Raw genomic sequence first — 25,151 nt, 5'->3', positions numbered from 1 at the left:
CACGGCCCCGGGGGCGCTGTCTCCTCCCTCGGGAGCTCACGGGAGTCCACGAATGAACGATGCGCAGACCGCGGCGGGCGACGGAGCGCGAGCACCGGTGGACCTGCACCTCACGGTGCCGGAACTGACCGACCGCCTGCTCGGGTGCGCCGCGGATGGACAGTGGCCGGACGCCTTCCTGGTGAGCGCCGGACTGGTCCAAGTGGTCGAGGACGTGCTGGAGGGCACCGCGTGGCGGCCCCGTCGGCTGGTGGAGCACCTGGCGAAGAGCGGCCGGCCCGGCGCGGTCGGGGCGGCCCGGGGCGGGCTGCGGGCGGCGACCGGGCTGTGGCTGGCCGCCCCGCCGGCGCGCGGCCTGCGTGCCTGGTGCGACGGAATGGCCGCAATGCGCGACCGCCTCGCCCTGCGGGCGCTCCACCCGGGCCCGGCGGCTGGGGACCCGCACGCCGAACTGGCCGCCGCGGTGGCCGGGCTGGCCCGGCTGCCCGGGGCCCGCCGGCTGCTCGCCGGGGCGGTGCAGCGCCCGCCCGCCTGCTTCCGCAGCTTCGACCAGCACCCGCAGGACTGCGCCGCACTGGCCCGGCTGGTCACCGCCCGCCACCCGGACCGGAACCGCCCGGTGCTGGTCCTGGGCGTGCGCACCTCGGGCAGCTACCTCGCACCCCTGCTCGCGGCGGAACTGCGACGGCTCGGCCACCGGTCGGTGACGGTCGGCACCACCCGCCCGGGCTCGGCGCTGGTGCCGGGGCGGACGGCGCTGGTGCGCGACCTCCGGCGCAGGGCCGGCCTGGTCCTGCTCGTCGACGACCCGCCGGTGACCGGCGGCTCCCTGGCGGGCCTCGCCGCATCGGCGGTCCGCCGCGGCTTCGAGGCCGCGGCGGCCGTCCCGGTCCTCGCGACCTTCGACGACGCCGGCGAACTGCCGCCGGCCCTGCGCGGTCTGCCGTGCGTGACGCTGCCGGGCCGTGACTGGCACGTCCGGACGCTGCTCGCCCCCGAGGCCCTGGCCCCGCTGCTGGCCCGGCTGCTGCCGCCCGGGCAGGGGCTGCTGGACCTGACGGTCGGCGCCCCGGGGCCCCTCTCCCGCCACGGCCACCTGTCCGTGCCGTGCTCGGCCCGCGTGGCCGAGCCGGGCGGCGGCGTCCGGAGCCTGCCGCTGCTCGCCGAGTGGACCGGCGTCGGCTACTTCGGGGCGTACGCGCCGGCGGTGGCCGGGGCGCTCGCCGGGCTGGTCCCGGAACCGCTCGGCTTCGCCGACGGCGTGCTGGTCCGCCCCCGACCGGAGAACGGACCGGCGGACGCCCCGGCGGACGCACCAGCGCACGAACCGGCGGACGGGCGGAGCGTCCCGTCCGCGGAGGTCGCCCGGTACGTGGCCGCCCGGCAGCGGGTGCTCGCCGTACCCGCCGACCGGAGCCTGTGGCTGGCCGGGCGCGACCCGGTCTGGGAAGCCTCCGCCCGCCAGCTCGCGCCCGTCTTCGGACGGCTGCACACCGTGCTGCGCCCGGTCCTGCTGGACCCGCTGACCCGCACCCTGCTGGCCTCCGGCCGCCCCTGTGTGACCGACGGCCTCACCGCGCGCCATCGCTGGATGCCCGACGGCGCCGGCGGCTGGTGGAAGACCGCCTACGCCGACGGGGCCTTCGGCCACCTCAACCTCGCCAGCTACGACGCCGCCTACGACCTCGCCGCCTGTCACCTCGCCGGCGCAACCGGTCCGGACGACGCGCAGGCCCGGTCGGCGCCGGACGACGACGACACCGAGCTGCTCATCGAGTACCGCCGGCTCACCGGGGAGGAGGTGTCCGCCGCCCGGTGGTGCCTGCTGCGGCTGGTCCAGGCCCGGCACGCCGCCGTCCAGGACGGTCGGCCGCCCTCCGAACGGACCCGGGCCGATGCCCGGCGGGCCCAGGCCCGCGCGGTGCAGCGGTTCCTCGCCGGCCTCTACCTCGCGGATCTGGACGCCGAGCCCCGGGGTCCGTGCTGCGTCCTCGACCTGGACGGTGTCCTGGAGTCCGACGTCCTCGGCTTCCCCGCGTCCGCCCCCGCGGGCATGCTGGCGCTCCGCGCGCTGCGCGCCCACGGCTACCGCACGGTGATCGCCACCGGGCGCTCCGCCCCCGAGGTCGCGGACCGCTGCGCCGCCTACCGGCTGCCCGGCGGGGTCGCCGAGTACGGGGCGGTCCTGGTCGACGCGGTGGCCGGCACCACCGAGGTCCTGCTCGACGACGGGCGCCGCCGGATCGGTGACGGCGGGCTGCGCGGCCGGCTGGGCGCCCTGGACCCGCCCGCCGTCACCGACCCGCTCGCCCGCTGGTGCGTGCGCGCCTCCGTCCGCGCGCCGGAGAACGGCCGACGGCACGCACTGGCTCCGGAGGTCGTCGCCGCCCTCCTCGGCGAGGCGCCGTTCGGCGAGCTCTTCGAGACCGTACCGGGCCAGGCCCAGACCGACTTCGTCCCGCGCGGCGCCGGGAAGCTGGCCGGAACGCGCGCCCTGCTGGCCCGGCTCGGGGACGGCGGCCCGCCCGCGCTGGCGGTCGGGGACGGCGTCGCCGACGTGGGCCTGCTCGGCTGGGCCCGACGCGGCACCGCTCCGGCCAACGCGGAGTCGGCGGTCCGGGCCTCGGGTGTTCCGGTGGCCCGGCACGCCTACCAGGCCGGGCTCGCCGACGCGGTGGGCGGTCTGCTCGGGCACCGGCCGGGCGCCTGCCGGCTCTGCCGGGCGCCGCGCCCGCCCGCCGACGCCCGCGCACTGCTCGCCCTCCTGGCCGTACCGGAGGCCGGCCGGGCCGGGGCGCCGCTGCGCCTCGCCCGCCTCGCCGTCCGGGCCGCACAAGCCGGCCGCAGCGCACCGGCCGCGCGGGCATCACAGGCCGCACAGACCTCAGAGACCTCAGAGACCTCACCGGCCGCCCGTAGCGTCCGCACCGTCCGTGCCGTCCGGGCCGCGCACAGCGCTGCGGCCGCGCCGACTCGCCGGGGCCCGACCAGATGAGCCGCGCGGTGCAGCGGCTGGACCGCGCCCCCGAGCCGCCCAGGTCGCGGGTCCGGTCCCTGCTGGCCGCCGCCCGCCGGTACGACCCGCTGCCGCCCTCCCCCCGGGCCCTGCTGCCGCTGCGCCGCCCCCGGCCGGTATACCGCGTCACCGACGGGTGGAAAGCCCGCCGGATCGCCCGCCGGCTGGGTCTGGACGACGGCTGCACGCTGCGGCCCGGGGCCCCCGGACTGGCCGACGTCCTGGTGCTCTCCCTCGACCCGCCGGGCGACACCACGGGCAACACGCCGGGCGACACCACGGGCAGCATGCCGGGCGGCACCACCCGCGACACCCCCGGCCGGGCCCGGCTGGCGGTCAAGCACGCCCGGAACAGCCACGCGGTCGCCTCGCTCGACCACGAGTGGCGGGTGCTGGAGACGCTGGCCGCCGACGACCGGCTCGGCGCCTGGCGCGCCCTCGTCCCGGTCCCGGTCCGCCGGGAACTGACCGGACCCCTGCCGCTGATCACCGAGAGCTGGCTGCCCGGGACCACCGCCGACCGGCTGCTGCGGGAGGACCCCGGCCTGGACGGCGAGGTCGCCGAGCGCGCGCTCACGGCCATTGCCGGACTGCACCGGGCCACCGGACGAACCGAGACCGCCACCGAGCGGCTGGCGGCCTGGGTGGACGATCCGCTGGACGTGCTCGGCACCGGCATCCCCTGGTGCCGGACCGGAACCGGGACCGCCGGACTGGCCGGCGTCCGCGCCCGGCTGCGTGCCGGCCTGGCCGGCACCGATACCACCGTCGCCTGGACGCACGCCGACTTCCACGCGGGCAACGTCCTGCTCGACGAGCGGGGCGGCCGGGTCACCGGTGTGATCGACTGGGGCGGGGCCCGGCCGGACGGCCCCTGCGCCATCGACGCCTACACCTTCGTGCTCGCGCTGATCTGCCGCCGCGAGGGCCGCCAACTCGGAAGCACCGTCCGCGAGGTGGTGCGCCGCGGGGCGCTGCCCGGCCCGGACCTCGCCCTGATCGCCGGCACCCGCGCCGACCTGGTGGACCTGCGCCGGGGCGGCCCGGCCGGATCGCCGGACGGCGCCGTGCTGCCGCTGCTGACCTGGCTGTGGCACATCGTCTCGAACGTCACCAAGTCCCCCCGCTACGCACGCAGCCACTGGTGGGTGGCCCGCAACGTGACCCCGCTCCTGAAGGAGGCCGCCACATGGCCGGCAACCCGGCCGTGACGCCGCTGTCGGCGCCGAGACCGCGCCCGCCCACCGGGTCGGCGGGAAGCCGCCCCCGGTGGTACGCCCGCCTGCCCACCCTGGCGCCCCGCGTACTGCTGCCGGTCTCCCTGGTCATCTGGCTGGTGTCGCTGCGCAACGTCGACCTGGCCCGGATGGGCGACCTCGGCCTGCTGCAGGTGCTGCCCGTCCTCTACTGGGTCGCGGCGGGCCTGCTGACCGCGGGCTTCGTGCTCGCCTTGCGGGACCGCAGCCTCGGTTCCTGGTGGCTCGTCTCCTACGTCCTGGGCCTGATCGCGGTCATCCACGCCACGCCCACCCTGCTCTACGCCAACCTGCGGTACCCCTGGGCCTGGAAGCACGTCGCGGTGATCGACGCGATGCTCCGCCACGGTGGCCCCGTCCCGCACGCCGGCCTGCTGGACCCGTACAACCAGTGGCCCGGGTTCTTCATCGTCAACGGCCTGCTGCTGCGGGCCACCGGCCTGCACTCGGCGCTCGGGTACGCGAGCTGGGGCCCACCGCTATTCAACGCGCTGCTGCTGGCCCCGCTGCTGCTGCTCTACCGGGCGATCAGCTCCGACCGAACGCTGGTCTGGGGGGCGGTCTGGGTCTACTTCTCCTGTTCCTGGGTCGGCCAGGACTACTTCTCCCCGCAGGCGTTCGCGCTGGTGCTGTACCTCGCGGTGATCGCCTCGGTGGTCCACCGGCTGCCCGACCGGCCCGTCCCCCGCACGCCCGGCCCGGGCCCGCCCGGCGGGTCGCACCGGTCCGCGGCGCCCGGGGCGGCGGACCGCGGCGTCCAGGCCGGCGGATGGGGGCCGGTCCGGCTGCCGATGGTCCTGGTGCTGGAGGCCGCGATCATCTGCTCGCACCAGCTCACCCCGCTGATGCTGATCAGCTCGCTGGCCGCGCTGGCGGTGCCGCGCGGCAACCGGCGGGTGGTCCTGCCGCCGCTGCTGGCCGCGGTGGCGATGACGGTGGTGTGGGACGCCACGGTGGCCCGCCCGTACCTGTCGGCCAACCTCGGCCAGTTCGCCCGGGCGCTCACCACCCCGGACTCCAACGTCACCTCCGGGTTCGCCAACCTCGGGGTGGTCTCGCCGGACCAGCTGATGGTCGGCTGGATCGACCGGGGGCTGTCGGCGGCGGTGGTCCTGCTGGCGGTGATCTGCTTCGTCCGCCGCCCCTGGGTCCGGCGTACCCCGCTGCCGTACCTCGCGCTGGCCCCGCTGCCGCTGTTGGCGGCCAACAGCTACGGCGGCGAGATGCTCTTCCGCGCCTACCTGTTCGCGCTGCCCGCCTGCGCGTTCCTGCTCGCCGCGCTCGTCCTGCGGCCCACGCCTCGGCCGCGGCTGCGGTCGGCCTGTTCGCTGGTCCTGTTGCTGGCCCTGCTGGGCGGCCTGTTCTTCGGCTACGACAGCAAGGAGCGGATGAACTGGTTCACCGACCGTGAGGTCGCCGCGACGAAGCAGTTGTTCGCGGCCGCGCCGCCGTACTCGGTGGTGGTGTCCGTGACCGGGGCCGTGCCGGGGATCTACAACCACTACGAGGACCACCCCGAGGTGCGGCTGGTCGAGACGACGGGGCAGACCAGGGAGCTGTTGACGGAGGATCCGCTGGGCGGACTGGAGGCCGCGGTCAGCTTCACCCATCCGGGTGTGCCCGCGTACGTGGTCCTGAGCCGGGCCCAGGCCGCCGAGTGCTCGCTGACCGGCCTGCTGCCCGCCGACACGGTGGACCGACTGACCGACGTGCTCGCCCGGACCCCCGGCTTCGAGCTCGTCTACGGCAACGCCGACGCCGTGGTCTACCGGTTCGTCCCCAACCCGCTGCCCACCCAGGCCCCCGGCCTCGGCCGGCCCCCCGCCCGATCGCCCGCCCCGCCGCCCGTCCAGCCCCCCGGGCAGGCCTCCGTCCACGTCCAGCCAGGAGGCGGCCCATGAACGGCAACCCGTCCGTGAACGACGCCCGGATCGGCTGGGCGCTGGCCCTCTCCGGCTGGGTGGCCCTCGCCGTCTACACGCTGGCCGACGCCAACCCCGTGCGGGTGGCGGTGAGCAGTGTGTTCCTGCTCTGCTGCCCGGGGCTGGCGGCGGTGCGCTCGGCCCGACCGCGGCTGGCCGCGAGCGGCGCGCCGATGGGGAGGCTGGAGGCCTGGGTGCTGACGGTGGCGCTGAGCCTGGCCATCGACACGGTGATCACCATGGCCTTCTACCTGACCGGCGGGTTCATCAGCGGCTGGGCGCTGGCCGCGACGGCCGGCGCCACCACGCTGTTGGCGCTGCCGCTGTGCCTGCCGCGCGGCGGTCGGCCCCCGGGGCGCGGCGCGCGGGCCCGGAAGCGGAGCACGCCGGACGCCACGGACCCGACCCCCACGGACCCGGCCTCGAAAGACCCGACCACGAAAGACCCGACCACGAACGGCCGGAGCACGAAGCACCGGCGCAGGCGGCGGGGGGCGGGCGGGGCCGCCGTGGCGGGTCTGCTCCTGGTCGCGGCGTGCACCGGCGGCACCACCACGGCGCCGCCGACCACGGACAGCGGCGGCGGCGGATCGGCCGGCCCCGGCGCGGGTCCGGCGGCCCCGGTGGCGCCCGGCTCCTGGCACCTGGTCTTCAACGACGCCTTCGACGGCGACCGGCTCGACCCCGCCAACTGGACCACCTGCTACGACTGGAACCAGGACGGCTGCACCAACGCCGGCAACCACGAGCTGGAGTGGTACCGCCCGCAGCAGGTGACGGTGGGCGGCGGCAGCCTGGCGCTGACCGCGAACAGGTCGCCCACCACGGGCAGCGACGGCAAGAGCTACCCGTGGACCTCGGGCATGGTCTCCACCGGCCGGGACTCCTGGAACGGGCAGCCGCGGCACACCTTCACCCACGGGTACTTCGCCGCCGCGGTGCGCATCCCGCCCGAGGCCGGCATGTTCCCGGCGTTCTGGCTCCTCCCCGCCTCCCGCACCACCCCGCCGGAGCTCGACGTCGCGGAGTTCATCTCGACCACCCAGTACGTCCAGATGACCCTGCACCACGCCGGGCCGAACGGCGAGGACCTGGACCAGTGGGAGCGGTACGGCCCGGAGAACTTCCCGGCGGGCTACCACGTGTTCGCGCTCGACTGGGAGAGCAACTCGCTCACCTGGTACGTCGACGGCGTCCAGCGCTACCAGGTGACGGATCCCGACAAGGTCCCGGACGTCCCGATGGAGCTGCTGCTCAACCTGGCCGTCGGGTACCCGAGTTCACCGCCGCAGGACGTCACCTCGGCGCGGATGACGGTGGACTGGGTCCAGGTCTGGCAGCACTGATCCGGCAGCGCCGAATCCGACACCATCGAGCCCGGCAGCGCCGAATCCGACAGCGCTGAATCCGGCAGGACCGAGCCGCTGTCGCGGACCACGCGCGTTCAGGCCGACGGCGGCCCGCCCACCGGACGGCCGAACGCGGCCCGGCCACGGCGGAACGCCCGCCACCCCCTGGTCCGCAGCCGCTCCGGGTACGGCGCCACCGGGGCGCCACCGCCGTCCACCCAGCCCTGGAAGACCTCGACCGAGGTGTCCGCGCGGACCATCAGCCGGGAGATCCGCAACGGCTCGTCCCCCTCCGAGCTGAAGGCGTTGCCGACCGCGCAGGCGGACGTCCAGCCGGCCTTCTGGACCTTGCGGCGCACCGGGACGCTCGAATAGCCGTGGGGGTAGGCGAACGCGGTGACCTGGTGGCCCACCGCGTTCTCCAGCTCCCACTTGCAGCCCCTGACCTCCTCCCAGACCTGCCGGCCGCGCTGCGTGTCCAGCTGGGGGTGGGTGCGGGTGTGGCCGCCGATCTCGACGCCGAGGGCGTCGAGGGTGGCGACCTGGCGCCAGGTCAGCATCGGGGCCGGCGGCAGCCGGCTGCCCTGACCCGGGTGTCCGGGGATGTGCACGGCCCCCGTGGTGACGAACAGGGTGGCCGACAGGTCCCGTTCGCTCAGCATCGGGGCGACCGTCCAGTAGAAGTCGGCGAACCCGTCGTCGAAGGTGAGCACCGCGCAGCGCTCCGGAAGCGGGGGTCCGCCGCGCAGCGCCGAGACCAGCCGGCGCAGCGGGATGACGCTGCGTCCCCCGGCCAGCAGCCGGTCGAGCTGCTCGGCGAAGACCCGGGGGGTCACCGTGTAGCGGGCGATCCAGTCGGGCGGGTCGTCGGAGACGGAGTGGTAGAGCAGTACCGGCACGGGGGTCATGGCGCGCCCCCCGCGACCGCCGGGCTCACCTCTCCGTCCGGGCGGGCCCAGGACCGGGCGGACCACGCGGCGGTGAGCCGTCCGACGCCGTAACCGAGCACGGTGAACGCCACGCCCCCGGCCAGGGCGAGGAGTTCGCGCGGATCGGCGGCGGCGGGCCGCAGACAGCGGGCCAGGGCGGCCGGGACGGTCGAGGCCAGGTAGCGGCGCTCGCTCGCGAGCGCCGCCCGGGCGCCGCTGTGCCGGGCCACGACGGCCTTGGAGCGGCCCTCGGCGTAGCAGCGGGCACGGTAGTAGGCCCAGGTGGCCCGGCCCGCCGGGACGTGGTGGCGGACGGCGGCGGCGGGCTCGTAGAGCAGGAGGGCCCGGGGGTGCCGTTCGGCCAGACGCAGGCACAGTTCGGTCTCCTCGCAGCCGAGCGGGCGGGTGCCGACGCGTCCGAGGTCCGTGCGGAAGCCGCCGGCGGCGAGGAGCTCGGCGCGGCGGAAGGACATGTTGGCGCCGATGAAGTTCCGCACGGTGGTCCGGTGCTCGGGCAGGCCGCGGTAGGAGCAGCCGACCACCCAGTCGAACTCGGCCGGGAACCAGGACGGACGGCCGTCGTCCCAGCGCGGCACGACGAGGCCGCCGACCCCGTACACGTCCGGGTCCCGGTAGGGGGCGAGCAGGTGGGTGGTCCAGTCCGGCTCCGCGGCGGCGTCGTCGTCGAGGAAGGCGACGACCTCGCACCCGGCGGCGGCGACGCCGGTGTTGCGGGCGCCGGAGAGGCCGTTGCGGTGGCGGTTGGACAGCACGCGGACACCGGGGAACGCCGCCCTGGCCCGGCGGGCGAGCTCCGGGCAGTGGTCGCAGACCAGCAGGATCTCGTCGGGGGGCCGGTGCTGGGCGTGCAGCGAGCCGATCGCGGCGCGCAGGTCGTCCCAGCGGTCGAGGGTGTAGGCGCAGACGATGACGGACAGTCCCGGGGTGTTCACGGCCCTCTCCGTTCGGGGGTCGGAAGCCAGCGCGGCAGGGTGCACAGCAGCGGGACGGCGAGCACGGTGGCCGCGATCAGCCAGGCCAGGCCGACGCCGACGAGGCCGAACCGCGGCAGCAGCCAGGCCGTCAGGCCGAGGACCAGAGCGCAGTAGGCCCCTTGCAGGCCGATGATCAGGCCCAGTCGCTGCCGGGCCCGGGCCGTGTCGACGGCGACGCTGACCAGCAGGTTCGGCAGGGCGGACAGGGCCAGCAGGCGCAGCACGGCGGTGCCGTGGTCGTCGTACTCGTCGCCGAACCAGGACAGCAGCCACGGCGCGGCCACGACGGTGACGAGCACGCCGGCCGCGATCAGGGCGCCGGCGTGCCGCAGCACCCGGCGTCCGTGCTCGGCGAGCCGCCCGGGGGCCCGCGCGGCCTCGACGATCAGTGAGCTGCCCATGTTGAGGGCCACGAGGTAGAAGGTGTACGCGATCACCCAGGGGAGCGAGTAGTAGGCGATCTGCTCCGGCCCGAGGGTGTTCAGCACGTACAGCGGCACGACGGTGGCGGCGGCCAGCCGCAGCAGGGCGCCGACGTAGTCCGCGGTCGCGTAGCGGGCGAGCCGGGGCGCGGCCGGGCCGTCCGGGCCGTCCGGGCCGTCTGAGCCGCCTGAGCCGCCTGGGCTGGCTGGGCTGGCTGAGCCGTCCCGGCCGGTGACCCCGGGGAGCAGTCGGCGGAACAGCAGCAGGTTGGCGACGGCGAGGGCGACCAGCAGGGCCCCGGCCCAGGCGAGCACGATCCCCACGTGCAGCGCCCAGCCCGCGAGAGCGGCCAGCAGCACGATCTTGACGGCCGCGAACAGCGCGTTCTCGCCGAGGACCCAGCCGGGCCGGCGGAGGCCGGTCAGCGCGCCGTCCTGGAGGACGAAGAGCGTGTAGCCCGCGGTCATGGCGACGAAGGCGACGGCGGGCGCCGGGCTGCGCAGGAAGCCGAGGCCCGGGGCGATCACGGGCACCAGCCCGATGAAGACGCCGCCGACCACGATGTTGGCGGCCGTGGCGACCAGGTAGCAGCGGATCAGCAGGCCGCGGGTACGCCGGCCGGCGGCGGGCAGGAAGCGGACCAGGACGTCGGCGAGGTTGAGCTGGCCCACTTCGGAGAGCAGCGTCGCCGCCGAGAGCACGGCGTAGCCGAGGCCGACGTACTGCGCGCCGTACCAGCGGGTGGCGAGCATCCAGAAGACCGCGCCGAGGCCGGCGGTGACGATCGAACTGGCGGTCAGCACATGGCCGTTGCGCAGCAGCGGCTCACCGGCGGTGGCCGCCCGCAGCCGGGCCCGCAGCAGGGTGGCGTACGAGCACTCGCAGGGCAGCGGCAGCGGACAGGAGCAGGGCCGGCTGCCCCGGTCGGGCGCCGTGGCGTACGTCACGGTGGGCGCCGCGGTGGACGTCACGGTGGGCGCCGCGGGCGTCGCGGGCGTCGCGGACGTGGTGGGCTTGGTGGGCGCGGACACGGCGGGCTCACCCTGTCACCCGTGCGCCGGCCCGGGCGCGGCGGACGCTGCGCGCGTACCCGACCGGACCGTACAGCAGCCCCTGGAGCTCCAGTCGGGCCAGGCGCCAGGTCGGGCAGCGGCCCGCCGCACCACCGGGGTCCGGCCGGGTGCGGGCGCGGTGGGCCGCGTAGCGGAGGCCGCCGGGCAGGCGGCGCAGCAGGGCGGGCAGCATGGCGGGTTCGTGGTGCAGGGCCGCCGTGAGGTAGGCACCGAAGCCGGCTCCGTAGCCGAAGGCCTGGGCGGGCACCGCGTCCATGGTGCGCCGGTGGCAGTGCCAGACGATGGCGTCGGGCGCGTAGGCGAGGGCCTGGCCGGCCACCAGGATGCGGAAGAAGGCGAGCAGGTCGTCGCCGCCGCGGGCCGGGGTGCCGGTGCCGGTGGCGGGGTCGAAGCCACCGAGGGCGCGCAGGCGCGCGGTGCGGAAGGCCATGTTGGCCCCGGAGCCGAAGCGGCCGGCGGCGAACGGGAAGAGCGGGTCGGTGTGCCGGTCGGCGAGGGTCCAGGTGCGGGCAGCGAATCCCTTGGCGAAGCAGCCCTGGTGCTCCAGCGCGACCTGGGCGGGGGTGTCGAGCTCGGCGGGCAGGATCAGGCCGGTGACGCAGCCGATCCGCTCGTCCTCGGCGAAGGTCTGGGCGAGCGCCTCGATCCAGCCGGGGTCGGCGAGGGTGTCGTCGTCGGTGAAGGCGGTGATCTCGCCGGTGGCGGCGGCGAGCCCGGTGTTGTGGGCCCGGGCCAGGCCCGCCACCGGCTCGCGCAGGTAGCGGACCCGGCCCCGGTACCGGTCACGGATCAGCCGTTCGGCGGCGTCGTCGGCGGGGGCGTTGTCCACGACGATGACCTCGAAGTGCGGATAGCCGTTCCGCAGCAGGGAGTCGAGGCAGAGTCGCAGCAGACCCACCCGGTTGTGGGTGGCGACGACCACGCTGACCGTGACCGGGCCCGCAGGCACCCGGGCGCGCCCGACCCGACCGGGGCGCGCCGCGGGTGTCGCGGTGGACAGAGCGGGAACACGCAGTTCCCGGTGGGCGGCGTCGACCAGCGCCCGGCGCAGCGCGGCGCTCTCGCCCGCTGCTCCGGTGGCCGTGACCAAGCCGAGCGGGTGTCCGTGCAGCCGCACCAACGCCAGCACGCGGCCGGCCGGGTCGCCGGCCCCGAGACCGCCGGGCGAGCGCAACTCGCCGGGCTCGTCCAGGTCCAGTTCGACGACACGGACGGGGGTGCGGAGCGAGTCGCGGGCGGCGGGGCGCGGGCAGGCTGCTGCGGTGCGCCGGTCGGTGCCACTCATCGGTTCTCCCCTGCGGGGACGGCCGCCGAGGGCCGGGCGCCGGGACGCTCGGCAATCAGGGTCCTCAGCACCCGGCGGCCGTCGGAGACGGCGTGCAGGTGGGATCGGCCGCTGCGGCGGGGGAGCTCCAGGCTCGGCACTTCGGCGATCCGCAGCCCGGAGCGCAACGCGTGCGCGACCATCTCGGCCTCGATCTCGAAGCCGGTGGAGCGCAGGTCGAGCGCGTCCAGGAAGGAACGGCGGAAGGCGCAGTAGCCGTAGCACAGGTCGGTGAGGCGCGCGTCGTAGACGCGGTTGACGACGGCGAGCAGGGCCCGGTTGCCGAGCGAGCGGATCCTGGTGAGGTCCAGCGAACCGCCGCCGGCGATGCAGCGCGAGCCCTTGACGAAGTCGAAGCCGTGGTCGAGGAAGTGCAGGTAGTGGGGGATCTCGCCGGGCCACATGGAGCCGTCGGCGTCCATCATGACGATGTACTCGCCGGCGGCTGCGGCGAACCCGGTACGCAGCGCGTTGCCCTTGCCGGGGCCGCTCTGCTGGACGCTGCGGACGGTCGGCAGGCAGTGCCGGGCCATCGGGACGGTCGCGTCGTCGGACGCGCCGTCGACCAGGATGACCTCGTCGACGCAGCGTGGGATCTGCTCGAAGACCCAGGCGATGTTGCGGGCCTCGTTCTGGGCGGGGACGACCAGGCTGACCGTGTGGGTGGTGGCGACGCCGTCGCCGGCCCGGCGCATCGGGCGGTGCACGGTGACGCGGTCCTCGGCGCGGCGGCGCGGGTGGCGGTCCCCGTTGAGGTCGGGGGGCCGTCCGGCATAGGGGTACCGGACGACGTCGGGGTACCGGACGGCATCGGGGGGCAGGGTGGGGCTCATCGTGAGCGGCCTCTCGGGGGGAGGCGGGGGCAGGCGCCGGGCACGGCGCGGCCCTTGCGGTGTGACGAACGGGCGGCGGGCGCGGACGGATACGCGCGGGCCGAGCCCGGAGGGAAGCCCGTCGAGGGGCTGCCGAAACGTTGAGGGCGCTGTGGCGGCCGTGTGGGGGGTGCGCACCGCCGGGCCCTCCCGGCGCCTCGGGCGCCGGTCGTACGAACTGGCTGATGGACTACCGCACCTACGGGTGCGGGCTATGCCAGGGCCTCATCGTCTGTCGGTACGGACAGTCACGTCAAGGGGTCTTTGTCCGATTTTTACCGTAACTTCCCATGACGTGCGGTAACGCTTTGTCACCATCCTTCTCCGCACCCGCAGCGCCTCACCTCGCAGCGACCCACCTCGCAGCGCCTCCGGCGGAGCTCACCCCTCGACGGGACGGCCATGCGGCTCCTCCGCGATCCGGCGGGCGATCTCGGCCGGCCGCACCGGGCGCCCGAAGTGCCAGCCCTGCGCCCAGTCGCAGCCGATGGTCCGCAGCCGCTCGGCGTCCCTGCGGGTCTCCACGCCCTCGGCGGTGACGGTCAGCCCGAGCGCGTGGGCCATCGACACCAGACCGCTGACGATCCGCCACCCGGTGGACTCGTCCTTGCCCGGTTCGTGCAGGTCGCCCACGAAGGACCCGGCGATCTTCAGCCCGGAGACCGGCAGGTCGCGCAGGTACGCGAGGTTGGACCAGCCGGTGCCGAAGTCGTCCACGGCCAGCGACACCCCGAGGTCGACCAGCCCGTGCAGGGTGCGCAGCGCCTCGTCCTCGGGCCCGACCACCGTCGACTCGGTGATCTCCAGCTGGAGCCGGGCCGGGTCCAGACCGGTGTCGTCGAGGATCCGGGCGAGGTCGGAGACCAGCGCGGAGCTGCGCGCCTGACGCACGGCCAGGTTGACGTTCAGTTGCGGCGCGGCGTCACCGAAGCGCTTGATCCAGTCCGCCGCCTGCCCGCACGCCTGCTCCAGCACCCAGCGGCCGAGCGGCATGATCAGCCCGGTCTCCTCGGCCGTGGTCACGAACTCGTCCGGGCCGAGGACGCCGAGTTGCGGGTGACGCCAGCGCACCAGCGCCTCCGCGGCGGCCAGTCGGCCGTCCTCGAGCCGGTAGAGCGGCTGGTAGTCGACGAAGAACTCGCCCCGGTCGAGGGCGGCGGGCATCCGCACCGACACCGCGTAGCGGCTGACCGCGCGGGCATTCTCCTTGGGGTCGAACAGCGTCCAGCGGCCGCGGCCGGCCTCCTTGGCCCGGTAGAGCGTCAGGTCGGCGGCCCGGACCGCGGCGCCCGGGGTGGTCGTGGACACCCGCCGCTCCAGCACGCCCACGCTCGCGCCCACGGCCAGCTTGTGATCGCCGATCAACACCGGCCCGGCCAGGGCCTTGAGCACCGTCTTCGCGGCGGCCACCGCCTCCTGCTCGCCCCGGCAGTTCTCCAGCAGCACCACGAACTCGTCCCCGCCGAGCCGGGCCACCAGGTGGCCGAGCGGGGTGAGGGCCGCCTTCAACCGGGCGGCGACGGCGGACAGCAGCTGGTCGCCCATGTCGTGGCCGAGGCTGTCGTTGACCACCTTGAAGCCGTCGAGGTCGACGTAGCAGAGGCCGAAGCGGGCGCCCGGCTCCGGGTCCTCGAACAGCTTCTCCAGCCGCTCGAAGAAGGCCGCACGGTTGGGCAGGCCGGTCAGCGGGTCGTGGGTCGCCTGGTGGCGCAGCCGCTCCTGCAGCCGGTAGCGGTCGGTGACGTCCTCGAGCATCGCGACCTGGTACTGCGGGCGGCCGTCGTCGTCGCGGATCAGCGAGACCGTCAGGTGCGTCCAGACCACCTCGCCGTCCTGCCGGTAGTACGGCTTGTCGAACTGGAAGTAGTCCCGCTTGCCGCCGATCAGCTCCTCGTACGCCTCCCAGACCCCCGGGGTGTCCTCCGGGTGCACGAGATCGCCGACCCGGCGGCCGGTCATGTCCTCCGGGCTCGCGCCGAACAGCTCTTGCAGGGCCTTGTTGACGGCCAGGATGTTGCCGTCCGTGTCGCCGATCCCGATGCCGATGGCCGCGCTCTCGAACAGCGCCCGGAACCGGGCCTCGGAAGCGCGCAGCGCCCGCTCGGCCTCCCTGCGGGCGGTGTCGGCGGCGGTGCGGATCGCCTCCTGCTCACGCAGCGTGCGCTCACGCAGCGCGGCGGCCCAGCCGGCCGCGAAGGAGCCGGTCAGGGCGGGGCCGCGGGCGTCGGCGAGCGGCTGCGCCTGGAGCAGCTCGACGGCCCGGGCCAGCAGCACCGGGTCGGTGAAGTGCGCGTCGACCAGCTCGGCGCCGGCCTGCGCGGCCAGGCGCGGCTCGAACGGCGCGTCCTCCTGGGCGCGGTGCAGCAGCGCGGCGGTGCGCGCGACCAGCCGGCTGAGCAGGTCGGGGTGGACGGCGATGCCGTGGTCGGCCGAGAGCAGCCGGGCCCAGTCCTCGTGGAACCGCTCGGCGCTGCCGCGAACCGGAGTGGTGTTCATCGGCGCACCCCGGGGCCGCGGCCGGCGCCGGACAGCACGACGCTCCCGGCGGCGCTGGGCAGCACGGCGCTCCCGGCGGCGCCGGACAGCGCGGCGCTCCCGGCGGCCGCCGCGCCGGGCGGGCGGCCGTCGGTGCCTCGTGCGCCGCGTCCGATCAAGGGCGGAACCCCACGCCCGCCACCCCGGTCATCCGCTCGGGGTGCTCGCCGACCGTGTCGGGCTGGTCCGGGCGCCACTGCGGCAGGTAGACCACGCCCGGCTCGACCAGCTCGAAGCCGGCGAACATCGCGGTGATCTGCTCGTGGTTGCGCATGGTCAGCGGGGTCGGCGTCATCTTGTAGAGCTTCTGGTGGTCCTCCGCCTGGTCCGGGCGGCCCTCCAGGGAGGCGTGCGAGAGCACCAGCGCGCTGCCGGGCGGGAGGGCGTCGCGGATCACCCCGATCAGCTTCCACGGGTCCTCGTCGTCGCTGACGAAGTGGGCGACGGCCACCAGCAGCACGGCCACCGGCTCGCCCTCCGCCAGCAGCGCGGTCACCTCGGGGCGGCCCATCAGGTCGTCGACGTCGCGCAGGTCGGCCTGGACGACGAGGCTGGCCGGGTCGTCCTCCATCAGCAGGCGGCTGTGCGCGACGGCGACCGGGTCGCGGTCCACGTAGACGACCTTCGCCTCGGGGCGGATCGCGCGGGCGATCTCGTGCACCGCGCCGAAGGTCGGGATGCCGGAGCCGATGTCCAGGAATCGGGTGACGCCCCGCTCGGCGAGGAAGGTCACGGCGCGGCGCAGGAAGGCGCGGTTGGAGCGCATGATCTGCGGCAGCTCCGGCCACAGGGCCATCGCCTTGCGGGCCATCTCCCGGTCGACCTCGAAGTTGTGCGAGCCCCCGAGGTAGTAGTCGTAGACCCGCGCGGCGTTCGGTTTGTCCAGGTCCGTGCCCTCCGGTACCCAGCTCGGTCGCCGCATGCCTGTGACTCCTTCACTCCGGTTATGGGGCGGCAGTGCCGCACGGACACCGCTGTGACAGATGAGACTACAAGCACAGAAGATCCTCCTCCGCACCCCGAACGGGTGCAAGCGGAGTGCCCGGCTCCTGGCCGGCGGGCGGGCGTGTCGGGTGGGCGTGTCGCGCGGGGATGCGGGTGCGCGGGTGCCCGTGGCGGCCTTCCTGCCGCGCGGGTCGGCGGCGGCGCGTCCCACAATGGGCGTGATGGCCGGAGGCATCGAGGACTACGCCCTCATCGGCGACCTGCAGACCGCCGCCCTGGTGGGTCGGGACGGATCGGTCGACTGGCTGTGCCTGCCCCGCTTCGACTCCCCCAGCTGCTTCGCCGGACTCCTCGGCGACCAGCGCCACGGCGCCTGGCGGATCGCCCCGGCCGGCGCCGCCGAGTGCCACGCCCGCCGCTACCGCGGCGACAGCCTGGTGCTGGAGAGCGAGTGGCAGACCGCCGGCGGGCGGGTGCGGATCATCGACTTCATGCCGCAGCGCGGTCAGGGCGGCCGGCGCGAACCGCAGCTGATCCGGATCGTCGAGGGCCTCGACGGCACGGTGCCGATGCGCGGGTCGCTGCGGCTTCGCTTCAACTACGGCCGGATCGACCCGTGGGTCCGGCGCACCGGACACCACCGGGTCGCCGTCGCCGGGCCCGACTCCGCCTGGCTGCGGGTGCCCGCAGGAGTCCACACGTACGGACTGGACGGCGTCACCACCTCGGAGTTCACCGTCACCACCGGGCTCCGGGTACCCTTCGTCCTCACCTGGCAGCCCTCCCACCTGGCCTCCGCCCCGCGCACCGACCCCGAACAGGCGCTCGTCGCCACCGTCGCCCAGTGGCAGGGCTGGGCGGCCGGCTGCCAGTACCGGGGCGAGTGGCGCTCGGCCGTGCTGCGCTCACTGCTCACCCTCAAGGCGCTCGCCTACGCCCCCACCGGCGGGATCGTCGCGGCGGCCAGCGCCTCCCTGCCGGAGGTGATCGGCGGCGCGCGCAACTGGGACTACCGCTTCTGCTGGCTGCGCGACTCCTCGATGACGCTCTCCGCCCTGCTGCGCGGCGGGTTCCGCGACGAGGCCGCCGCCTGGCGCCGCTGGCTGCTACGGGCCATCGCCGGCGGGCCGAGGCACGTCCAGGCCGTGTACGGGGTCGCCGGGGAACGGATGCTCGGCGAGACCACCGCCGACTGGCTGCCCGGGTACGAGGGCTCGCGACCGGTCCGGTTCGGCAACGCCGCCGTCGACCAGCTCCAACTCGACGTCTACGGCGAGGTGGTGGACACCCTCAACCTCGCGCTGCGGGCCGGAATCCCGATGGAGCGGCATGTCTGGACACTGCTGCGCTCACTGATGGACCACGTGGAGCGGCACTGGCGCGAGCCGGACGAAGGGCTGTGGGAAGTACGCGGCGGGCGGCGGCACTTCGTCCACTCCAAGGTCATGTGCTGGGTGGCCGCCGACCGTGCCGTCCGGCTCGCCGAGGCCACCGGACTGCCCGCCCCGGTCGACCGCTGGCGGGCGCTGCGCGACGACATCCACGCCGACGTCTGCGAACAGGGCTACGACCGCCAGCGCGGCGTGTTCGTCCAGCACTACGGCGGGCGGGGGCTGGACGCGGCGACCCTGTTCGTACTCAAGAGCGGCTTCCTCCCGCCGGACGACCCCCGGGTGGTGCGCACCGTGGACGCCGTCCGTGACGAACTCGGCCACGGCGGACTGGTGCACCGTTACCGGGCCGGGTACCACGGCGACGGGCTGCCGGGCGGCGAAGGAGCCTTCCTGGCCTGCTCGTTCTGGCTCGCCGACGCGCTTGTCGCGACGGGACGCCGGGACGAGGCGCGGACACTGTTCGCGCGGGTGGTCGGACTCGCCAACGACCTCGGACTGCTCTCCGAGGAGTGGGATCCGCGCTCCAGGCGCCAACTCGGCAACACGCCACAGGCGTTCAGCCACGTGGCACTGGTCAACACGGCCTTCGCCCTGGCCGAGCCGGGGTAGCGGACGCGGGGGCGACACGAGGCTAGGGTGGACCCGTGGACCCCAACCACTACCGCTTCCGGGGCATGTGGCGGCTCGCGGCGCCGCCGGACATCGTGTACGCGGCGCTGGCGGACGTACGGAGCTATCCGCTGTGGTGGCCGGAGATCCGCGAGGCCCGGCCGACCGGCGAGGATTCCGGGGAGGTGGTGGTGCGCGCGCTGCTGCCGTACCGGCTGGTGATCGGCCTGGAGGCGAGCCGGCGCGACCCGGCCGCCGGGGTGCTGGAGGCGACCATGCGGGGCGACCTCACCGGGTGGTCCCGGTTCACGGTGACGGCGGACGGCGCAGGACGGGCGCGTTGCGCGGCCGACCGGGACGGCGCGGGCCGCGCAGGCAGCTCGGGCGGCGCGGGCAGCCGGGTGCTGTTCGAGGAGGACACCCGGCCCGGCTCGGCGCTGTTGCGCCGGCTCGCCCTTCCGCTCCACCCGGTTTTCCGGGCCAACCACGCAGTGATGATGCGCCGGGGGCGGCGGGGGCTCGCGGCGTACCTGGCGGCGGGCGGGGGTGACGGATGACGGCTGACAACTTTCAGCGAACAGATGACAGCTGACAGATTTCGAAATCTGTCAGCTGTCATCTGTTCGCTGTCGCCTGTCGTCTGTCGTCTGTTGTCTGTCAGCTGACATCCGTCCGCCCGTCGCCCCCGCTCGCCCGCCGACACCCGCCGCCCCTCACCCCTTCGCCCCCGGAAACAGCCACCGCCGCAGCGCCCGCGTCACCACCGGCAGCGCCGCGTACGTCATCAGCAAGCTGATCAGCGGCGCGGTGACCAGCGGTCGGACGGCCACCGGCAGGCCCGTCAGGTGCGGCCCGAGCACGACCGCGGAGACCACGACCAACGGCGCGATGGCGATCGTCGAGGCCACCGCCATCTTCCAGCGCACCGGCGGTCGGCGCTGCGCGGCGCCCGGGGTGGTGGCGAACCAGCCCTCCATCCCGTGGATCTCGTGGCGATGGACCTCGTGGTGGTGGCCGTCCGCCTTGGCGAAGCAGGCTGCCCGCACCGGGGAGGTCTGCCAGGAACGGAACGCCTCGGCGTCCCGGAAGTGCAGCAGCAGGTGCCAGGGTTCGTCCGGGCCGGACGGACGCAGCAGCCCGGTGCCGAGGTTGCCCGCGTGTTCCGTGGCCGCGGCGAGGATGTTCTCCGCCCACCGCTCGAAGGCTTTCTCGTAGCCCGGCTCCACCCGCCGTGCCACGAACAGCGTGACCTCCTCGCCTTGGTCGGTCTGCTCATCGACCGTCCCCCGTACCGTCGCCGCCATCCTCGCTGCCCCTCTCCCCGTGCGTCCCCGCGTCTGCACCCCCGTGCCTCACCGCCGCGAGCCGCCGGGCAGCCTACGGGCCGTCCGGTGATCCGCCCACCCTGCGCCCGAACCGTGGGACGAGACGGCCCCGCCGGGACTAGCGTGGCCGGAGCGTCCCGACGCACCGGAGGCCCGCCCATGACCGCCACGCCCCCTACGCCCACCACACCCGCCACACCCACCGGCCCTATCGGCTCAGCCGGCCGCCTCGCCTTCGGCTTCGACGCCCCCTTCGACCGCACCGGCACCGGCAGCAGCAAGTGGGCCCGCGCGGGCGGCGCCCCCGGGGTGGTCCCGATGGGCCTCGCCGACATGGACCTCCCCGGCCCGCCCGCCATCGCCGAGGCCCTGCGCCAGCGGGCCCGCCACCGCGCGTACGGCTACACGGTGTGCGACCCGGCGGGCCGGCCGCTGGTGGCGGACTGGTACCGCGCCCGGCACGGCGTCGACGTGGATCCGGACTGGGTCCTGCTGCTGCCCTGCGGCCCGCGCACCGCCCTGCGCGTGCTGCTGGAGGCCGTCCGGCCGGACCCCGGACGGCCGCAGCCGCCCGTCCTCTTCCCGACCCCCGAGTGGGGCGGCTTCGCCCAGCTCTGCGGCGCCGCGCGCGTCGCGTACCGGGAGCTGCCCCTGCCCCTCGGCCCCGGCGGCTACCGGCTCCCGGACGGCCCGCTCCCCGGGCCCGCCACCGCCGTACTGCTCAGCAGCCCGCACAACCCCTCCGGCCGGGTCTGGCCCGCCGACCAGCTGCGCGGCCTGGCCGAGCGGGCGGCAGAGGCGGGCGCGCTGCTGGTCTCGGACGAGGTGCACGGCGACCTCACCCACCCGGACATCGCCCACCCGGATATCGCCCGCCCAGGCATCGCCCATCCAGACCCCACCCACCCCGGCCGGGGCCACCCCGTCGCCGTGACCGCCGTCGACCCGGCGCACCGGCACCTCGTCGTCACCCTCAACTCCGTCGGCAAGACCTTCAACTGCTCCGGCATCCCCAGCAGTTTCGCCCTCGTCCCGGACCCTGGGCTGCGCACCCGGTTCGCCGACGCACTGGCCGGCTACGGCCTCTGGGAGGGCGGCCTGCTGGAGCAGACCGTGCAGCGGGCGGCGCTGTGCGAGGGCGGCCCGTGGCTGGACGCGCTGCTCGCCCACCTCGCCGCCGCCCGCACCCGGCTCACCGACCGGCTCGGGCCCGCCGTCCGCTCGGCCCCGCAGGCCTCCTACCTGCTCTGGCTGGACGCCGCCGCCCTGGGCCTGCCGCCGACGGCCGCCCGGCAGGCCCTGTTGGAGCGCTGCGGCCTGGAGGCCTCCGACGGCGCCGAGTTCGGCTCCGGCGGCCACGGTGCGCTGCGGTTGAACTACGCCCTGTCGGGCCCGGTGCTGGACACCGTCCTGGCGCGGCTGGAGCGGCTCGACCTCGGGTGACCCCGGCACATGCCGGGGTCACGCACCCCGTGTACGCGCTCGCGTACAAGCCGCCCAAAACCCCGCAATCACCCGTTCGCCACGCCCCTGGCCTGCGGAAACCAACGTTCACGCGATTTTTGCGGAGCGCCCCCGCATGCTCCGTAGCAGACTGGGCAAAGTAGACCGGGCCGCAATCGTGATCCCGAGGATGGTGAGTCCGGTGATACCCATATCCCACACCACTCCGCCCGACCGGCAGAGCGCACCACCGCCCCCGACGGGGGTGACCCCGCTGACCGAATCGGGGGCGCGCAGCCACGTGTCGGGTGTCTGTTTCAAGATCGGACCGCCCCGACTGGTAGGTGTCGAGGTCGAGTGGTTCGTCCATGACGATCGATGTCCCACCCGGCCCGTCCGGCCGGAACTGATCCACGCCGCACTGGAGTCGCTGCCCCTCGGCGGCACCGACGGCACCTCGCTCCCCTCCGGTTCGCGCCTCACGCTCGAACCCGGCGGACAGGTCGAGCTCAGCTCCCCGCCCGCCACCGGCCTCCTGGCCTGCGTCGACGACACCCGACGCGATCTGACCGCCCTGCGGGCCGCCTTCGCGGCACAGGGCCTGCGACTCACCGGCACCGGGACGGACCCGCTGGCCCGCCCCCGACGGATGGTGCTGGACCACCCCCGCTACCTCGCGATGGAGCGCTTCTTCGACTCCGCGGGGCCCTGGGGCCGGATCATGATGACCGGTACCGCGTCGGTGCAGGTGTGCCTGGACGCCGGCGAAGCGGACGGCCCGCACGCCGTGGAGCGCCGCTGGCAGCTGGTCCACCGGCTGGGCCCGGTGCTGGTCGCCGCCTTCGCCAACTCCCCGCTGCTGGACGGCAGGCCGACCGGTCACCGGTCGACCCGGCAGACCGTCTGGTCCCGGATGGACCCGACCCGCACGCTGGCCCCGGAGCCGGACCACGGCGACCCGCGCGAGGCCTGGGCGCGGTACGTACTGGACGCCGAAGTGCTGTGCATGCAACGGCCTGAGGGACTGCCGTGGACGGTCCCGCCCGGGCTGACCTTCCGTGAGTGGATCCGCGGCGGAGGCGAACGACCGCCCACCCTCGCCGACTTGGACTACCACCGCACCACCCTCTTCCCGCCGGTGCGCCCGCGCGGCCACCTGGAGCTGCGGATGATCGACGCCCAGCCCGGGGACGGCTGGACGGTGGTCACCGCGCTGGTCACCGCGCTGCTGGACGACCCGGTGGCCGCCGATGCCGCGCTGGCCGCGCTGGAGCCCCTCGCGTGCGCGGACGGTCCGCGACCGCCGCGCAACGACGTCTGGTGCCGCGCCGCCACCCTGGCGGTCGCCGACCCCGAACTGCGCCGCGCCGCCCTCACCTGCTTCGCCGCCGCCGACGCCGCACTGGGCCGCCTGCCCGGTGCCGGGCGGCTGCGCACCGCCGTCGCCGAGTTCGCCGAGCGCTACCCCGCGCGCGGCCGCTGTCCGGCCGACGACCAGCTGGACGCCCTGCGCTCCGGCACCCGACGCACTCCCACGGAGGAGGCCGCCCCATGACCGACGTCCGACCGAACGGCCCGACCGCAGCCCCCGCCCAGGAGGTCGGCGCAGCACCCGGGATCGAGGATCGCGGCATCGAAGACCGCGGTTCCGAGGCCGCACGCGGCATCGAGGCACCCCGCGGCATCGAGGACCTGCGCGAGACCATCGCCGCCGAGCTGTCGGCCGCCCGCGCCCGGACCGCCGCGCTGACCGACTGCGTCGAGGACGGCGACCTCACCGCCCAGCACTCCCCGCTGATGTCCCCGCTGGTCTGGGACCTCGCGCACATCGGCAACCAGGAGGAGCTCTGGCTGCTGCGCAACGTCGGCGGCCGGGACCCGATGCACCCGGAGATCGACGGGCTGTACGACGCCTTCCAGCACCCCCGGGCCGAACGCCCCAGCCTGCCGCTGCTGCCGCCCGCCGAGGCCCGCGCGTACGCCCATGAGGTGCGCGGCCGGGTGCTGGACATGCTCGCCGCCAGCCCGCTGGAGGGCGCGCCGCTGCTGGAGGCCGGGTTCGCGTTCGGGATGATCGCGCAGCACGAACAGCAGCACGACGAGACGATGCTGATCACCCATCAGCTCCGCAGGGGCGCGCCGGCCCTGGCCGCTCCCCCACCGCCGCCCGCACCCGTCGACGCCGCCACGCTGCCCGCCGAAGTCCTCATCCCCGCAGGACCGTTCACCATGGGAACGGACACCGAGCCGTGGGCGCTGGACAACGAGCGCCCGGCCCACACCGTCGACCTGCCGGCCTTCCTGCTGGACACCACGCCGGTCACCAACGCCGCCTACCAGCGCTTCATCGCCGAGGGCGGATACGACGACCCGCGCTGGTGGACGCCGGAGGGCTGGACGCACCGGCAGCGCGCCGGGCTGACCGCCCCGCTGTTCTGGCAGCGCCAGGGCGGCGAGTGGCTGCGCCGCCGCTTCGGCGCAGTCGAGCCCGTCGAGCCGAACGAGCCGGTGCTGCACGTCAGCTGGTACGAGGCGGACGCGTACGCCCGGTGGGCCGGGCGGCGGCTGCCGACCGAGGCGGAGTGGGAGAAGGCGGCCCGGCACGACCCGGTCACCGGCCGCTCCCGCCGCTACCCCTGGGGCGACCGGACCCCCGGCCCCGAGCACGCCAACCTGGGCCAGCGCCATCTGCGCCCGGCCGGGGCCGGCTCCTACCCCGAGGGACAGTCCCCGTACGGCGTACGGCAGTTGATCGGCGACGTGTGGGAGTGGACGGCCGACGACCTCCACCCCTACCCGGGCTTCCGGGCCTGGCCGTACCGGGAGTACTCGGAGGTCTTCTTCGGCCCCGAGTACAAGGTGCTGCGCGGCGGCTGCTTCGCGGTGGCGCCGGTCGCCTGCCGGGGCACGTTCCGCAACTGGGACTACCCGATCCGGCGGCAGATCTTCGCCGGGTTCCGCACCGCCCGCGACGCGGAGCGCGACTGATGTGCCGCCACATCGCCTACCTGGGCGAGCCCGTGGCTCCACAGGAGCTGCTGGTGCACCCGCCGTACGGGCTGTACCGGCAGTCCTGGGCGCCCCGGACGCAGCGGTTCGGCACGGTCAACGTGGACGGCTTCGGCCTCGGCTGGTACGCGGACGGTGACCAGGTGCCCGCCCGCTACCGCCGGACCGGGCCGATCTGGGCCGACGAGACCTTCGCCGACCTGGCCCGGGTGGTCCGCACCCGCGCGCTGCTGGCCGCCGTGCGCTCCGCCACCGAGGGCTGCGCGGCGGGCGAGAGCGCGGCCGCGCCGTTCGCCGCCGAGCGCTGGCTGTTCAGCCACAACGGCGCGGTGGCCGGCTGGCCGGGCAAGCTGGACGCCCTGGCCGCGCTGCTCCCGTCGGCCGAGCTGCTGGAGCTGGAGGCGCGCACCGACTCGGCCCTGCTGTGGGCCCTGACCCTGCACCGGCTGCGGGCCGGCGCCGGGCTCGACGAGGCCCTGGCGGGCACCGTCGCGGACGTCGCCGCGCACACCACCGGGCGGCTCAACCTGCTGCTCACCGACGGCACCGCGCTCGCCGCGACCACCTGGGGCGACACCCTGCACCACCGGACCCTGCCGGGCCTCGGGACGGTGGTGGCCTCCGAGCCGTACGACGACGGACCGGGCTGGACGCCCGTGCCGGACGGCTCGCTGCTGCTGGTCGGCGGCCACGGCGTCACCGTCCGTCGGCTCCCCAGTCACTACTGACCCT

The 25,151-nt window shown here is 75.3% G+C and carries 19 protein-coding genes; 10 read left to right on the top strand and 9 right to left on the bottom strand.

The features are described from left to right. Window positions 1-52 precede the first annotated feature (52 nt). Genes ACZ52R_RS17495 through ACZ52R_RS17480 form a run of 4 tightly spaced genes read left to right on the top strand, consistent with a single transcriptional unit; the run spans window position 53 to window position 7,540 of the window. Window positions 53-2,995 carry a hypothetical protein gene (locus ACZ52R_RS17495; protein WP_465753691.1) on the top strand — a complete coding sequence of 981 codons (2,943 nt, stop codon included), beginning with the start codon at window positions 53-55 and terminating at the stop codon, window positions 2,993-2,995. Then, window positions 2,992-4,227, top strand: coding sequence for a phosphotransferase family protein (locus ACZ52R_RS17490; RefSeq protein ID WP_465619871.1), 1,236 nt, complete (start codon window positions 2,992-2,994; stop codon window positions 4,225-4,227). Before ACZ52R_RS17495 ends, ACZ52R_RS17490 begins: the two co-directional genes overlap by 4 nt. Then, complete coding sequence (locus ACZ52R_RS17485; RefSeq protein WP_465619869.1) at window positions 4,206-6,173, top strand: glycosyltransferase; 1,968 nt, start codon at window positions 4,206-4,208, stop codon at window positions 6,171-6,173. Before ACZ52R_RS17490 ends, ACZ52R_RS17485 begins: the two co-directional genes overlap by 22 nt. Then, on the top strand, window positions 6,170-7,540 hold the full coding sequence (locus tag ACZ52R_RS17480) for a glycoside hydrolase family 16 protein (protein ID WP_465753690.1): 1,371 nt from the start codon (window positions 6,170-6,172) through the stop codon (window positions 7,538-7,540). Before ACZ52R_RS17485 ends, ACZ52R_RS17480 begins: the two co-directional genes overlap by 4 nt. A gap of 98 nt (window positions 7,541-7,638) precedes the next feature. Here ACZ52R_RS17480 and ACZ52R_RS17475 read toward each other — a convergent pair whose 3' ends face one another. The 8 genes from ACZ52R_RS17475 to ACZ52R_RS17440 all read right to left on the bottom strand — a co-directional run bounded on the left by ACZ52R_RS17475 (window position 7,639) and on the right by ACZ52R_RS17440 (window position 16,616). Then, window positions 7,639-8,451 carry a polysaccharide deacetylase family protein gene (locus tag ACZ52R_RS17475; RefSeq protein ID WP_465619866.1) on the bottom strand — a complete coding sequence of 271 codons (813 nt, stop codon included), beginning with the start codon at window positions 8,449-8,451 and terminating at the stop codon, window positions 7,639-7,641. Continuing rightward, window positions 8,448-9,425, bottom strand: coding sequence for a glycosyltransferase family 2 protein (locus ACZ52R_RS17470; protein ID WP_465619864.1), 978 nt, complete (start codon window positions 9,423-9,425; stop codon window positions 8,448-8,450). The genes ACZ52R_RS17475 and ACZ52R_RS17470 overlap by 4 nt, the downstream gene beginning before the upstream one ends. Further along, window positions 9,422-10,921, bottom strand: coding sequence for a lipopolysaccharide biosynthesis protein (locus tag ACZ52R_RS17465; RefSeq protein ID WP_465753689.1), 1,500 nt, complete (start codon window positions 10,919-10,921; stop codon window positions 9,422-9,424). The genes ACZ52R_RS17470 and ACZ52R_RS17465 overlap by 4 nt, the downstream gene beginning before the upstream one ends. Window positions 10,922-10,928: 7 nt before the next feature. Then, window positions 10,929-12,248, bottom strand: a complete 1,320-nt coding sequence (locus ACZ52R_RS17460; RefSeq protein ID WP_465619860.1) for a glycosyltransferase family 2 protein — start codon at window positions 12,246-12,248, stop codon at window positions 10,929-10,931. Continuing rightward, window positions 12,245-13,120, bottom strand: a complete 876-nt coding sequence (locus ACZ52R_RS17455) for a glycosyltransferase family 2 protein (protein WP_465619858.1) — start codon at window positions 13,118-13,120, stop codon at window positions 12,245-12,247. The genes ACZ52R_RS17460 and ACZ52R_RS17455 overlap by 4 nt, the downstream gene beginning before the upstream one ends. Window positions 13,121-13,540: 420 nt before the next feature. Further along, window positions 13,541-15,655: a putative bifunctional diguanylate cyclase/phosphodiesterase gene (locus ACZ52R_RS17450; RefSeq protein ID WP_465619856.1), complete on the bottom strand. Its 2,115-nt coding sequence runs from the start codon at window positions 15,653-15,655 to the stop codon at window positions 13,541-13,543. Then, a complete protein-coding gene (locus tag ACZ52R_RS17445; RefSeq protein WP_465619855.1) occupies window positions 15,652-15,813 on the bottom strand; it encodes a hypothetical protein in 162 nt (53 codons plus the stop codon). The genes ACZ52R_RS17450 and ACZ52R_RS17445 overlap by 4 nt, the downstream gene beginning before the upstream one ends. Further along, entirely contained in the window at window positions 15,810-16,616 is an 807-nt protein-coding gene (locus tag ACZ52R_RS17440; protein WP_360489873.1) for an SAM-dependent methyltransferase, read from the bottom strand. The genes ACZ52R_RS17445 and ACZ52R_RS17440 overlap by 4 nt, the downstream gene beginning before the upstream one ends. A 244-nt stretch (window positions 16,617-16,860) precedes the next feature. Between ACZ52R_RS17440 and ACZ52R_RS17435 the strand changes: the two genes are divergently transcribed. Both ACZ52R_RS17435 and ACZ52R_RS17430 read left to right on the top strand, forming a co-directional pair. Continuing rightward, window positions 16,861-18,642 (top strand): glycoside hydrolase family 15 protein, encoded by a 1,782-nt coding sequence (locus ACZ52R_RS17435; protein WP_465619853.1) that lies wholly within the window; start codon window positions 16,861-16,863, stop codon window positions 18,640-18,642. Between the two features lie 35 nt (window positions 18,643-18,677). Continuing rightward, window positions 18,678-19,199, top strand: a complete 522-nt coding sequence (locus ACZ52R_RS17430) for an SRPBCC family protein (protein ID WP_465619852.1) — start codon at window positions 18,678-18,680, stop codon at window positions 19,197-19,199. 156 nt (window positions 19,200-19,355) lie between these two features. Here ACZ52R_RS17430 and ACZ52R_RS17425 read toward each other — a convergent pair whose 3' ends face one another. After that, window positions 19,356-19,946, bottom strand: coding sequence for an antibiotic biosynthesis monooxygenase (locus ACZ52R_RS17425; RefSeq protein WP_465619850.1), 591 nt, complete (start codon window positions 19,944-19,946; stop codon window positions 19,356-19,358). 180 nt (window positions 19,947-20,126) lie between these two features. Here ACZ52R_RS17425 and ACZ52R_RS17420 point away from each other — a divergent pair, with 180 nt between their 5' ends. From ACZ52R_RS17420 to egtC, 4 genes are all read left to right on the top strand, one after another. Continuing rightward, window positions 20,127-21,410 carry an aminotransferase class I/II-fold pyridoxal phosphate-dependent enzyme gene (locus ACZ52R_RS17420; protein WP_465619848.1) on the top strand — a complete coding sequence of 428 codons (1,284 nt, stop codon included), beginning with the start codon at window positions 20,127-20,129 and terminating at the stop codon, window positions 21,408-21,410. 301 nt (window positions 21,411-21,711) lie between these two features. After that, a complete protein-coding gene (gene egtA / locus ACZ52R_RS17415; protein ID WP_465619846.1) occupies window positions 21,712-22,965 on the top strand; it encodes an ergothioneine biosynthesis glutamate--cysteine ligase EgtA in 1,254 nt (417 codons plus the stop codon). Then, window positions 22,962-24,398, top strand: coding sequence for an ergothioneine biosynthesis protein EgtB (gene egtB, locus ACZ52R_RS17410; RefSeq protein ID WP_465619844.1), 1,437 nt, complete (start codon window positions 22,962-22,964; stop codon window positions 24,396-24,398). The genes egtA and egtB overlap by 4 nt, the downstream gene beginning before the upstream one ends. Next, entirely contained in the window at window positions 24,398-25,147 is a 750-nt protein-coding gene (gene egtC, locus ACZ52R_RS17405) for an ergothioneine biosynthesis protein EgtC (protein ID WP_360489887.1), read from the top strand. Before egtB ends, egtC begins: the two co-directional genes overlap by 1 nt. Window positions 25,148-25,151: the final 4 nt, after the last annotated feature.

It is taken from the genome of Kitasatospora sp. NPDC034023 (assembly GCF_055575795.1).
This window is presented reverse-complemented; position numbering and strand designations above follow the sequence as displayed.

Coding starts and splice junctions, on each gene's coding strand:
- ACZ52R_RS17495 (WP_465753691.1), top strand. CDS start 53: ATGAACGATGCGCAGACCGCGGCGGGCGACGGAGCGCGAGCACCGGTG.
- ACZ52R_RS17490 (WP_465619871.1), top strand. CDS start 2,992: ATGAGCCGCGCGGTGCAGCGGCTGGACCGCGCCCCCGAGCCGCCCAGG.
- ACZ52R_RS17485 (WP_465619869.1), top strand. CDS start 4,206: ATGGCCGGCAACCCGGCCGTGACGCCGCTGTCGGCGCCGAGACCGCGC.
- ACZ52R_RS17480 (WP_465753690.1), top strand. CDS start 6,170: ATGAACGGCAACCCGTCCGTGAACGACGCCCGGATCGGCTGGGCGCTG.
- ACZ52R_RS17475 (WP_465619866.1), bottom strand. CDS start 8,451: ATGACCCCCGTGCCGGTACTGCTCTACCACTCCGTCTCCGACGACCCG.
- ACZ52R_RS17460 (WP_465619860.1), bottom strand. CDS start 12,248: ATGAGTGGCACCGACCGGCGCACCGCAGCAGCCTGCCCGCGCCCCGCC.
- ACZ52R_RS17455 (WP_465619858.1), bottom strand. CDS start 13,120: ATGAGCCCCACCCTGCCCCCCGATGCCGTCCGGTACCCCGACGTCGTC.
- ACZ52R_RS17450 (WP_465619856.1), bottom strand. CDS start 15,655: ATGAACACCACTCCGGTTCGCGGCAGCGCCGAGCGGTTCCACGAGGAC.
- ACZ52R_RS17440 (WP_360489873.1), bottom strand. CDS start 16,616: ATGCGGCGACCGAGCTGGGTACCGGAGGGCACGGACCTGGACAAACCG.
- ACZ52R_RS17435 (WP_465619853.1), top strand. CDS start 16,861: ATGGCCGGAGGCATCGAGGACTACGCCCTCATCGGCGACCTGCAGACC.
- ACZ52R_RS17425 (WP_465619850.1), bottom strand. CDS start 19,946: ATGGCGGCGACGGTACGGGGGACGGTCGATGAGCAGACCGACCAAGGC.
- ACZ52R_RS17420 (WP_465619848.1), top strand. CDS start 20,127: ATGACCGCCACGCCCCCTACGCCCACCACACCCGCCACACCCACCGGC.
- egtB (WP_465619844.1), top strand. CDS start 22,962: ATGACCGACGTCCGACCGAACGGCCCGACCGCAGCCCCCGCCCAGGAG.
- egtC (WP_360489887.1), top strand. CDS start 24,398: ATGTGCCGCCACATCGCCTACCTGGGCGAGCCCGTGGCTCCACAGGAG.